Here is a 10,543-nt window from a genome sequence, read left to right as displayed (position 1 = left end):
GGCTTGAACAGCGTGCGCATGTCGCTCACGGGCAGGCCCGCCGCCGTGCACAGGGCCGCCGCGAAATGCGGCTCCAGCGCGGCCACGGCCACACGCCCGTCCTTGCAGGGGTAGACGCGGTAGCCTGCGTGCGCGCCGCCCACCGCGCCGGTCGGCTGCGTGAGCCCCCAGCTGCGGGGCAGGGCGAGCCAGGCGGCGGCGTCCGACAAGGCGACCTCTTGAAACACGCCTTTGCCGGTGGATCGCTGCACCATCACCGCCCTGAGCGCCGCCTCGCTGGCCATGAGGGCGCCGCCCATGTCGGCAAACAGGGTGGCGGGCAGATCCAGCCCGGGCACCAGACCGGCGTCGGCGAGGTAGGTGAGGTCGTGGCCGGGCTCTTCGGCGCGCGCACCCGGCGCTCCCACGATGGCGACCACGCTGAGTGCCGGGTACTGTTTGTGCAGCACCTTCCAGCCCAGATGGAGTTTTGTGAGCGCCGAAGGACGGAACGAGGTGAGCAGCAGATCGGTGCGGGCCAGGGCTTTGTGCAGCGCGGCCTGGCCCTTGTCGGACTTGAGGTCGATGCTCACGGTCTTGATGCCATCGTGCAGCGTGGCGTAGGCCATGGGGTTGTACTGACCCATGGGGTCGCCACTGCTTGCGCTCTTGGGAGCGGGCGGCTCGGCCTTGAGGCATGTCGCACCCATGGCCTTGAGTCGCATGAGCGCGGCCGGTCCCGGCAGGTTGAGCGCGAGGCTGAGCACGCGCACGCCGCGCAGGGGTTTGAGGGCGGGGGCAGGGCGGTTGGTGGCGGTCATGGGCGCATCGGTTGGGTGGGGTCGCTGCACTGTACTGCTGCGTCGGCCGCCTGAAACGCAAACGGGCGACAGTGTCGCCCGTTCAAACCGCATCGCAAGCTGTCAGCGGCGCCCGAAGTCCAGTGGCAGGCCCACGTAGTTCTCGGCCAGCGAGCGCGACAGCGCTTCGGAATTCACCAGGTAGTCCAGCTCGGCCTCCTGCACCTTCTGGCCGAAGCCGGCGGTGTCGGGGAACTGGTGCATGAGCGAGGTGAGCCACCAGCTGAAACGCTCGGCTCGCCACACGCGGGCCAGGGCCTGCTGCGAGTAGTTGTCGATGCCGGCGTTGCTCTTCTCGATGTAGTGGTCGATGAAGGCGCTGGAGAGGTACTTCACGTCGCTCGCCGCCAGGTTCAGGCCCTTCGCGCCGGTGGGCGGCACGATGTGCGCCGCGTCGCCCGCCAGGAACATGCGCCCGAAACGCATGGGCTCGGCCACGAAGCTGCGCAGCGGCGCAATGCTCTTTTCGATGCTCGGTCCGGTGATCATGCGCTCGGCCATCTCGGGGTCCAGGCGGCGGCGCAGTTCGTCCCAGAAGCGGTCGTCGCTCCACGCTTCGACCTTGTCGTCGATGGGGCACTGCACGTAGTAGCGGCTGCGCGTGAGGCTGCGCATGGAACACAGGCCGAAGCCGCGCTCGCTGTTGGCGTAGACGATGGCGTGGGTGGACACGGGCGGAACATCGGCCAGCACACCGAGCCAGCCAAACGGGTACACCTTTTCATACTCGGTGATGGCGTCCCTGGGCACGCTGGCGCGGCACACGCCATGAAAGCCGTCGCAACCGGCAATGAAGTCGCACGTCACTTCGTGGGTCTGGCCGTCTTTCTCAAAGCGCACCACCGGATGGTCGGTGTCGAAGTCGGTCACCGTCACGTTGGCCGCGCTGTAGATGGTGGGCAGGCCGGCGGCGCTGCGCGCATCCATCAGGTCGCGCGTCACCTCGGTCTGGCCGTAGGCCGTGACCACCTTGCCGCCGGTGAGGCCGTGCACGTCGATGGCGTGGCGCTTGCCGGAAAACACGAGCTCGATGCTGTGGTGCACCGTGCCTTCGGACTTCACGCGTTCGCCCACGCCGGCCTCGGCCAGCAGGTCCACCGTGATCTGCTCCAGAATGCCGGCGCGGATGCGGCTCAGCACGTAGTCGCCGCTCTGGCGCTCGATGATGATGTTGTCGATGCCGGCCTTGTGCAGCAATTGACCGAGCAGCAGGCCCGACGGGCCGGCGCCGATGATGGCGACCTGGGTTCTCATGTCTTGTCTCCTGATGGGAACCGCCAAGCGTAGAAAGCGGAGGCCAGCAACACAATCGGGCATGACCGACCTTGCGCGATCATCGGACAGATTGTGCGATCACCGCGCAATAAGGCATGCCCGGCGCATAATCCGGCCATGAATGCACCCGATCACGCCATCGCCAAGGCCGATTTCATTGAAGGTATGGCCAAGGGCATGGCGGTGCTGGAGAGTTTTGACACCCAGCGCCAGCGGCTCAACGCCACCCAGGCCGCCGAGCGCGCCGGGCTCACGCGCGCGGCAGCGCGGCGCCACTTGCTCACGCTGGCGCACCTGGGCTACCTGGACACCGACGGAAGCCACTACTGGCTGTCGGCCAAGGTGCTGCGGTTCTCGGGGAGCTATCTGGCTTCCGCGCGCTTGCCCCGTTTGCTGCAGCCCACACTCAACCGGCTCGCCGCGCTCACGCGGGACTCGTTTTCAGCGGCCGTCCTCGATGGCGACGAGGTGGTGATCATTGCGCGCAATGTGTCCATCGGTGGGCAGCGGCTCATGGCGTACGGGCTTCACCTGGGCGCGAGGTTGCCCGCTCACGCCACGTCCACCGGGCGGGTTCTGCTGGCAGCCATGCCGCGCGGTGAATTCACCACCTGGCTCAAGGGACGCGAACTGCCCCGGCTGACGCCGCACACGGCGGTGGATCACAAAGCTTTCAAAGCCCTCATTGCCGAGGTACGCAACCAGGACGTGGCCATCGCTCGAGAGGAGCATGAGCTGGGCGTGTTTGCGCTGGCGGTGCCGCTGCGCAACCTGCAGGGCAAGGCGGTCGCCGCATTGAATGTGGTGTCGTCTGCCGAGCGAATGGATTCGCCAGAGTTCCAGCGCGACATGCTGCCGCTGCTGCAAGACGCAGCGCGCGAGCTGCGGCCGCTGCTCTGAGCTGGGCGGGTTGCTCCAGCCGGTCCCAGTCAAGTTTCCCGTCGGTGACAGCACAGCGCAGGCATCCTGCGCTGACTAAGGTGGGCACGCAGTGGCGCCGCGGTCCGCGGCTTCGCGCAGCAACCTCAATGAAAGGAACATGCCGTGGCCTTCTACACCGACCCTCAACGCAAAATTCAGGAGCAGTTCGAGAGCCGTCGCCTGGCCGATGCCGTGGAGAAAGCGATCGTGACCGACGAGCTGGACGACCGGCACATTGCGTTCATTGCGTCCCGCGACTTCTTTTTTCTCAGCACGGTCAATGCAGCGGGCGAGCCCACCGTGTCGTATAAGGGCGGCAACGTCGGGACAGTCAAGGTGATCGACAACAAAACGCTCGCGTTTCCCGCCTTTGATGGCAACGGCATGATGCTCTCCTGGGGCAACATCAGCGACACGGCAAAGATCGGGCTTCTGTTCATCGACTTCGAGACGCCCAACCGCATCCGCGCACAGGCCACCGCCACGCTGCACACCGACGACCCGCTGCTGGCTGCGTACCCTGGCGCGTTCATGGTGGTCCGCGCCCATATCGACAAGGTGTTCCTGAACTGCGCGCGCTACATCCACCCTCACCAGCGCCTGGGCACATCAAAGTACATACCCGCCGACGACGGCAGCCAGCCGTTCCCGGCGTGGAAACGCATCGAGGATCTGCAGGGTTCGCTCAAACCTGTGGACGAGGGCCAGGCCATGTACCACGGAGGCCTCATCACTGAAGCGCAGTACGGCGAGGCGCTGATGAAGGGCGAATCCTGAGGTGACGCGCTGTCACACGCCCAGGTACTGCTCCAGCAGTTCGGGCTTCGAGAGGAGCTCCTCGGAACTGCCCTCGAACACCACTTCACCCTTCACCAGGATCACGTTGCGGTCGGTGATCTGGGTGACGTGTTTCCAGTTCTTGTCCACGATGATGCTGCTGATGCCGCTCTCGCGGATCACGCCGCAGATGCGCCAGATCTCGCGCGCAATCAAGGGCGCGAGACCCTCGGTCGCTTCGTCCAGGATCAGCAGGTCGGGGTTGGTCATGAGCGCACGGCCAATGGTGAGCATCTGTTGCTCGCCGCCGCTGAGCTGCTGGCCTCCGTGGTTCAGGCGTTCGGACAGGCGCGGGAAGGTCTCCAGCACACGGTCGTACGTCCAGTCGCGCTGACCCTTCGTACCGGCACGGGCCGACATCACCAGGTTCTCGCGCACGCTCAGGTTGCCGAAGATGCCCCGGCCTTCGGGCACGTAGGCCAGGCCTTGCCGGGCAATCTCGAACGTGGGCGCGCCGGTCATGTCGCGGCCCTTCACATGCACCTGGCCGCCGCTGGGCTTGACGATGCCCATGATGGATTTGAGCAGCGTGGACTTGCCCATGCCGTTGCGCCCCATCAGGCCGATGGTCTGGCCCTGGCCCACGGTGAAGTCGATGCCGCGCAGGATGTGGCTGGCGCCGTAGTGGGTGTTGAGTCCCTTGGCCTCAATCAGCGCTGTGGTGCTCATGCGTGTTCCTCGCCCAGGTAGGCCGCCTGCACCGAAGCATCGGCCCGCACCTCGACCGGTGTGCCGCTGGCGATCACCTGGCCGTTCACCATCACGGTGAGCTGGTCGGCCAACGTGAAGACGGCGTCCATGTCGTGTTCCACCAGCATGATGGCGTGGTCCTTCTTCAAACGCAGCAGCAGCGCCACCATGCTCTCGGCCTCGGCCTGGCCCATGCCGGCCAGGGGCTCGTCGAGCAGCAGCACGGTGGGCTCAGTCGCCAGGGTCATGGCGATTTCCAGCTGGCGCTGCTCGCCGTGGCTGGTGGTGCCGGCGGCCACGCTGGCGCGCTCGGTCAGGCCGGCGAGTTCCAGCGCACGTTCGCAGCGTTCATTCACCGCGCCCATGGCGCTGGCCGAGGACACCCAGCGCAGCGGGTTCCACGGCGCGTGCCGTTCGCGCGATTGCGCAGCCAGGCGCACGTTGTCCCACACCGTGAAGGGCAGGAAGATGTTGGTCTTCTGGTAGCTGCGGCCCAGGCCCAGGCGCGAGATCTTCTCGGGGCTCTTGCCGGCGGTCTCGACCCCGTTGAGCGTGATGCGGCCCGAGGTGGGCGGCAGGTCGCCCGATAGCAGGTTGGTCAGCGTGGACTTGCCCGCGCCGTTGGGGCCGATCACCGCGTGGATGCGGTCGCGGTGCAGGTCGACCGACACGTCGTTGACGGCCGCCAGTCCGCCGAAGCGCTTGGTGAGGTTGCGGGCGGAGAGGAGCAGCTCGTTCATGGCGCATCCCGCTTCTTCGTCAGCTGGTTCACCAGGCCCAGCAAGCCACGCGGCGCAAACACCACCACCAGCACAATGAATGTGCCCATGAGCAGCTGCCAGTGTTTGGTGAGGTCCTTGAAGAAGTGCATCACGTACTCGAACGCGAAGGCGCCTACGATGGCGCCGGCGAAGTTGCCCATGCCGCCGAGGATGACCATCATGATCGCGTGTGCGCTCATGTGAAAACCCATCAGCTCGGGGTTCACATAACCGGTCTGCGCGGCCCAGAGAAAGCCCGCCACACCGGCCAGCGCACCGGCCAGCGTGAAGGCCGCGAGCTTGTAGCCGAAGGTGCCGTAGCCCACTGCGCGCATGCGGTGCTCGTTCACGCGAATGCCGGCGAGCACGCGGCCAAACGGTGAGAACAGCAGGCGGCGCAGAAACGCATAGACCAGCACCAGCAGCAGCAGCGTGAAGTAGTAGAAGGTGGTCTTGTTTTCGAGGTCGATGCCGGTCCAGCCGAACAGCGAGGCATCAGGCCGGAAGTTCACGTACACGCCGTCGGACCCGCCCAGCGCCTTGTTGTCGAAGAACAGGAAGAACACCATCTGCGCAAACGCCATGGTGACCATGATGAAGTAGATGCCGTGGGTGCGCACCACGAAGAAACCGATGATGAGCGCGGCCAGGCCCGCGCCCATCGCCGAGACGGGCAGGGCCCACCACAGGCTGATGGGTGTGTCGGCCGGTGTGAGAAAGGCCAGCGCGTAGCCCGCCAGACCGAAGTAGGCCGCGTGGCCGAGCGACACCAGACCGGTCACGCCCTGCAAGAGATCCAGGCTCATGGCGAAGATCGCCAGGATCATCATCTGCGAGAGCATCTGCAGGTAGAACTCGCCACCGGTCACCGGGATGAGCGGAAACGCAGCGAGCGCGATGGCGCCCAGCACCAGGATGGCCTGGATGCTGCGCGGCAGCTTCTCGAGTTGGGCTTTCGGAGAACTCATTGTTTGAACAGCCCTTCGGGCTTGTAGAGCAGCACGAGTGCCATCAACATGTAGACCGCCATGCCGGCGATCTGCGGCACCAGTACCTTGCCGAAGGTGTCCACCAGGCCGACCAGCAAGGCAGCCACGAGCGCACCGCGCACCGATCCGATGCCACCGATGACCACGACCACAAAACACATGATCAGCACCGAGCTGCCCATGCCGGGGTAGACGCTTGCGATGGGCGAAGCGATCATGCCGGCGATGGCGGCCAGCGCCACGCCCAGGGCGAACACCACGCCGTGGATCAGGCGGATGTTGATGCCCAGCGACTCGGTCATCTCTCGGTTGAACGCACCGGCGCGAATCTTCATGCCCAGACGGGTCTTGGAGATCAGCAGGTACAGACCCAATGCGAGTGCGATGCACACGCCCGACATCACCAGCCGGTATACCGGATACGACAGGTTTTCGGTCAGCGGAATCGACCAGTTCAGCACCTCGGGCACCTGCACCGCGTGCACGTCGTCACCCCAGAGGATGGAGCGCACCTCTTCAAAGATGTAGATCAGGCCGAAGGTCAGCAGCACCTGGTCGAGGTGGTCTCGGTGGTAGAAGTGCCGGAACAGCGACCACTCCAGCAGCCAGCCCAGCGCCACGGCGATCACCGTGCCCAGCACGATGGCCAGCACCAGGCTGTCGAGCTGGCCGACCAGGAACCACGCGAGGTAGGCACCCAGCATGTAGAAGCTGCCGTGCGCCAGGTTGACCACTCCCATGATTCCGAAGATCAGCGTGAGTCCGGCGGCCAGCATGAACAACAACAGGCCGTATTGCAGGCTGTTGAGCAGCTGGATCAGGAAATTGGCGAAATCCATGGGCTGTCAGTGAGGTGGACGGATCTGGAGAGCGTGCAAAAAAACAGGCCAGCGCCTGTGGGGCGCCGGCCCGCGGAAGAGGGCCTTTGTGTGCAGTCTTCCGTCGGTGAATCAAGCCATGCGGCAGCCGGTGGCCGGGTCGGCCACGGCCTTTTGCGCGATGCCGATCACCTTGTTTTCCTTGTTCTCGACCTTGCGCAAATACATGTCCTGGATCGGGTTGTGGGCCGCGCTCATCTTCCACTTGCCGCGCGGGCTGTCGATCTCGGCGCCGTTCATGGCGGCGTACAGCGCCGGCTTGTTGCTCATGTCGCCCTTGACCGCATTGGCACCCTTGATGAGCAGCAGACCCGTGTCGTAACCCTGCACCGCATACACGTCGGGCTGCATGCGGAAGGCCTTGGCGTACTCCAGACGGAATTTCTTGTTGCGCGGCGTGTCGAGCGAGTCGCTGTAATGCATGGTGGTGAGCACGCCGTCAGCGGCCGGGCCGGCAGCGTCGAGCACGCCTTCGGTCAGGAAGCCCGAGCCGTAGAGCTGGATGTTCTTGTTCAGGCCTGCGGCGGCAAAGTCGCGCAGGAATTTGGCCGCGCCACCACCGGCAAAGAAGCAGGCCACGGCATCGGGGTTGAGCGAGGCGATCTCGGTCAGCAGCGCCTGGAACTCCACGTTGGGGAAGGGCAGGCCGAGCTTCTTGATGATGGTGCCGCCGGCTTCGGTGTAGCTCTTCTCGAAACCTTCAAAAGCCTCGTCGCCGGCCGCATAGTTCCAGGTGATCCACACCGCCTTCTTGTGGCCGCGCTCCATCATGGCCTTGCCCAACGCCAGTGTGGGCTGCGAGTTGGTGAACGAGGTGCGGAAGACGTTGGGCGCGCATTGCGCACGGGTGGCCACATGCACGCCGGCGTTGGGGATCAGGCTGAGCACGCCCGTGTCGCGCGCCACCTTGTGGATACCCATCTGCACGCCCGAGTGCACCGTGCCCACGAGCACGTCGACCTTGTCGCGTTGCACCAGGCGGGTGGCGTTCTCGATGCCTTTGGCCGGGTTCGACTCGTCATCCACCTTGAAAAATTCCACCTCGCGGCCGCCGAGCTTGCCGCCCTGTTCGTTGAGCGCCATGCGGAAACCGTTTTCGATCGCCACACCCAGTTGGGCAAAGGTGCCGGTGTAGGGCAGCATGAAGCCCACGCGGACCTTGTCGGACTGCGCGCGCGCCAGTTCGGGCAGCAACAAGCCGGTGGACGCGGCCCCGATCACGGCAGCGCTGCGGGTCAGGACAAGTCGGCGAGTGGTCATGAAGGATCTCCAGGTGGGTTGGCGAAAAGCGGTGACGTTCGCAGGCACTGTAGACGGGCGGGTATCGGTTGGCGATACAGAATTACCCGTACTTGAGGCTTGAACTATTTATATATGAATCTGAAATGTCCACTCAGGCGCTCGCTGTGAGCGCCGTGGCCAGCCACTCGCGCGCCCAGGCGGTGCACACCACCTCGGGCTCAGTGCCGGCCGAAGCATCGTGGCGGAACACCTCGCCGATGCGCACTGCGCCGAGGTCGGCCAGGCGTTCATCAAAACGCAAACCGCCGTTGCAGAAGGTCTGGGGGTAAACGCTGTCGCCCAGGGCGATCACGCCGTAGCGCACGCCGCCCAGGAATTTGGGTTGGCTGGCCAGAGATTCGTAGAGATGGCGGGCGTTGTCGGGCACGTCGCCGGCGCCGTAGGTGGACGAACAGATGACGTAAAGTGCATCTTCGTCAAACGCCGAGATGTCGAGCCCGTCCATCATGCGGACCTCGATGGCCGGGACAAGATCAGCACAGTCCATCTCGATGGCCTGCGCCACGTACTCGGCGGTGTTGGTCATGGTGCCGACCAGAATGAGGAGTTTGGATGGGATGCTCATGGGAAGTACAGGCAATATACTTCATGTTTTTTATGTCACCACCCGGGAAAACCCCCGCACAGGTCGGGTTGGAGCGTACGCTCAATCGAACCGGGTGGGTGCGGGTTTCACCACCGGCTTGCCGGCCTCCACCCAGGCATCAAAGCCGCCAGCGATCGAGACCACATTGAGGTAACCCATGCTTTGCATGGTGATGGCCGCCAGGGCAGCGCGGCCGCTGGTCTTGCAGTACAGCACCACATTCAGGTCGCGAGGCTCCAGCGCCGGGTTGCCCGACAGCTTGAATTCGAGCAGGCCACGCGGCAGGTTGATGGCGCCGCTCAGGTGGCCGCTGGCGTATTCGTCGGCCTCGCGCACATCGATGATCGCATCGGCCGAGAGAAGGGCGGCCTGGGCGTCCTCGACGGACACTTCACGGCATTGGGTTTTGGCAGCAAGGACAAGGTCGTGGGCGGTTTTCATGGGTTTCCTGGGTGAGGTGCAGACAAAGGGTTCGGGTTGAAGCAGGTGGGCATGGACGGCTCCATCGTCATCAATGGGCCGCGGGCCCCAGCAGTGATTCGTCAACGATGCGGTAGAGGCGGCCGAGCGTGTCCACCGGCTTGACGGCGCCGGTTTTCACCAGCGCCGAAATCTCGCGACTCACGGTCTCGTGCTTCAAATCCATCATGGCACCCATGTCCTCGCGCGAGAACAGCGTGACGATGGCCGGGTCGGTCGTGTGGCGCATCTTCAGGATGAAGTGCGAGACGCGCTGGCGCGCGGTGCCGAAGTTGATCGACGCCAGCCAGTCGTCGGCCTCGCGCAGCGCTTTCTGCCATTTGTCGAGCAACCCGGCGTGCATGCGCGGAGAGTTCTGGTTCAGCCTGTGCACCACCTCGGTGGGGATGCGGCACAGGGTGATGTCGGTGAGTGCAGCTGCTTCACTGTCGTAGCGCCCCGTGGCCAGCGCTTCCAGGCCGACCACATCGCCCGGGCGCAACAGCCGCAGGATGCGCCGGCGCCCGTCTCCCGTGATGCGGGTCAGCTTCACCATGCCGGAGCGCAGGGTGAAGATGCCACCGGCTTCGTCGCCTTCGTTGAACAGCACCTGGTGCGCCCGGTAGGCCAGGTCGTCGATCGGCGCATGGATGAGGGCAAAGTCTTTTTCGGTGAACTGGGAAAACAGGGCCAGCTCGCGAACGGCACACGAGCGGCAGTCGGAGGTGCCGCGCCAGGCGGACTGGGTCTGGATCGCAATCATGGCGGTCTCAGCGCCGGCGCGCGACCATGCCGATCAGCGCCGAACGGCCGTGGTGACCACTGCCCTCGGCCAGGTCGGCCTCGTACTCGCGCAGGGTGACGATCTCCAGATCGGCAAACGCTTTGCGCAGCATGGCTTCGGTGTAGAGATGCGAAGCCACGGGTGGACCGCCTGTGCGGTGCTCGAGCTGCCGGGGGGTGTAGCCTTGCAGCACCAGCCAGCCACCGGGTTTGAGCGCGCTCA

General features: G+C 65.0%; 12 protein-coding genes and 1 pseudogene. 2 read left to right on the top strand and 11 right to left on the bottom strand.

Annotation, left to right across the window (positions count from 1 at the left end; genetic code table 11):
* On the bottom strand, positions 1–800 hold an 800-nt coding region (locus Q0C59_RS08670), incomplete at its 3' end, for a CoA transferase (RefSeq protein ID WP_291214145.1).
* Between the two features lie 102 nt (positions 801–902).
* Positions 903–2,093 (bottom strand): 4-hydroxybenzoate 3-monooxygenase, encoded by a 1,191-nt coding sequence (gene pobA / locus Q0C59_RS08665; protein ID WP_291214143.1) that lies wholly within the window; start codon positions 2,091–2,093, stop codon positions 903–905.
* Positions 2,094–2,231: 138 nt separating this feature from the next.
* Between pobA and Q0C59_RS08660 the strand changes: the two genes are divergently transcribed.
* Together Q0C59_RS08660 and Q0C59_RS08655 are read left to right on the top strand one after the other, a co-directional pair.
* Positions 2,232–3,014 (top strand): IclR family transcriptional regulator C-terminal domain-containing protein, encoded by a 783-nt coding sequence (locus Q0C59_RS08660; protein ID WP_291214141.1) that lies wholly within the window; start codon positions 2,232–2,234, stop codon positions 3,012–3,014.
* A gap of 144 nt (positions 3,015–3,158) precedes the next feature.
* On the top strand, positions 3,159–3,812 hold the full coding sequence (locus Q0C59_RS08655; protein WP_291214139.1) for a pyridoxamine 5'-phosphate oxidase family protein: 654 nt from the start codon (positions 3,159–3,161) through the stop codon (positions 3,810–3,812).
* A 12-nt stretch (positions 3,813–3,824) separates the two neighbouring features.
* Here the strand turns inward: Q0C59_RS08655 and Q0C59_RS08650 are convergent, their stop codons facing one another.
* From Q0C59_RS08650 to Q0C59_RS08610, 9 genes and pseudogenes are all read right to left on the bottom strand, one after another.
* A complete protein-coding gene (locus Q0C59_RS08650) occupies positions 3,825–4,541 on the bottom strand; it encodes an ABC transporter ATP-binding protein (protein WP_291214137.1) in 717 nt (238 codons plus the stop codon).
* Entirely contained in the window at positions 4,538–5,302 is a 765-nt protein-coding gene (locus tag Q0C59_RS08645; protein WP_291214135.1) for an ABC transporter ATP-binding protein, read from the bottom strand. The genes Q0C59_RS08650 and Q0C59_RS08645 overlap by 4 nt, the downstream gene beginning before the upstream one ends.
* Positions 5,299–6,291, bottom strand: a complete 993-nt coding sequence (locus tag Q0C59_RS08640; protein ID WP_291214133.1) for a branched-chain amino acid ABC transporter permease — start codon at positions 6,289–6,291, stop codon at positions 5,299–5,301. Before Q0C59_RS08640 ends, Q0C59_RS08645 begins: the two co-directional genes overlap by 4 nt.
* Positions 6,288–7,151, bottom strand: coding sequence for a branched-chain amino acid ABC transporter permease (locus Q0C59_RS08635; RefSeq protein ID WP_291214131.1), 864 nt, complete (start codon positions 7,149–7,151; stop codon positions 6,288–6,290). The genes Q0C59_RS08640 and Q0C59_RS08635 overlap by 4 nt, the downstream gene beginning before the upstream one ends.
* A 111-nt stretch (positions 7,152–7,262) precedes the next feature.
* Positions 7,263–8,450, bottom strand: a complete 1,188-nt coding sequence (locus tag Q0C59_RS08630; protein WP_291214128.1) for an ABC transporter substrate-binding protein — start codon at positions 8,448–8,450, stop codon at positions 7,263–7,265.
* Between the two features lie 133 nt (positions 8,451–8,583).
* Positions 8,584–9,057 carry a flavodoxin domain-containing protein gene (locus tag Q0C59_RS08625; protein ID WP_291214127.1) on the bottom strand — a complete coding sequence of 158 codons (474 nt, stop codon included), beginning with the start codon at positions 9,055–9,057 and terminating at the stop codon, positions 8,584–8,586.
* 81 nt (positions 9,058–9,138) lie between these two features.
* A complete protein-coding gene (locus Q0C59_RS08620; protein ID WP_291214125.1) occupies positions 9,139–9,519 on the bottom strand; it encodes a rhodanese-like domain-containing protein in 381 nt (126 codons plus the stop codon).
* Between the two features lie 70 nt (positions 9,520–9,589).
* Positions 9,590–10,300, bottom strand: coding sequence for a Crp/Fnr family transcriptional regulator (locus Q0C59_RS08615; RefSeq protein ID WP_291214123.1), 711 nt, complete (start codon positions 10,298–10,300; stop codon positions 9,590–9,592).
* Between the two features lie 7 nt (positions 10,301–10,307).
* Positions 10,308–10,543: pseudogene (locus tag Q0C59_RS08610) on the bottom strand (SAM-dependent methyltransferase); the annotation flags it as partial.

Source organism: Hydrogenophaga sp. (assembly GCF_022844385.1).
Classification (GTDB): domain Bacteria; phylum Pseudomonadota; class Gammaproteobacteria; order Burkholderiales; family Burkholderiaceae_C; genus Hydrogenophaga.
Note: the sequence above shows the minus strand (reverse complement) of the source record. Positions and strands in the feature narration are given on the sequence as shown.

Excerpts from the sequence above, each read along its gene's own strand:
- pobA (WP_291214143.1), bottom strand. The coding sequence starts at position 2,093 with ATGAGAACCCAGGTCGCCATCATCGGCGCCGGCCCGTCGGGCCTGCTG.
- Q0C59_RS08660 (WP_291214141.1), top strand. The coding sequence starts at position 2,232 with ATGAATGCACCCGATCACGCCATCGCCAAGGCCGATTTCATTGAAGGT.
- Q0C59_RS08650 (WP_291214137.1), bottom strand. The coding sequence starts at position 4,541 with ATGAGCACCACAGCGCTGATTGAGGCCAAGGGACTCAACACCCACTAC.
- Q0C59_RS08645 (WP_291214135.1), bottom strand. The coding sequence starts at position 5,302 with ATGAACGAGCTGCTCCTCTCCGCCCGCAACCTCACCAAGCGCTTCGGC.
- Q0C59_RS08640 (WP_291214133.1), bottom strand. The coding sequence starts at position 6,291 with ATGAGTTCTCCGAAAGCCCAACTCGAGAAGCTGCCGCGCAGCATCCAG.
- Q0C59_RS08635 (WP_291214131.1), bottom strand. The coding sequence starts at position 7,151 with ATGGATTTCGCCAATTTCCTGATCCAGCTGCTCAACAGCCTGCAATAC.
- Q0C59_RS08630 (WP_291214128.1), bottom strand. The coding sequence starts at position 8,450 with ATGACCACTCGCCGACTTGTCCTGACCCGCAGCGCTGCCGTGATCGGG.
- Q0C59_RS08625 (WP_291214127.1), bottom strand. The coding sequence starts at position 9,057 with ATGAGCATCCCATCCAAACTCCTCATTCTGGTCGGCACCATGACCAAC.
- Q0C59_RS08620 (WP_291214125.1), bottom strand. The coding sequence starts at position 9,519 with ATGAAAACCGCCCACGACCTTGTCCTTGCTGCCAAAACCCAATGCCGT.
- Q0C59_RS08615 (WP_291214123.1), bottom strand. The coding sequence starts at position 10,300 with ATGATTGCGATCCAGACCCAGTCCGCCTGGCGCGGCACCTCCGACTGC.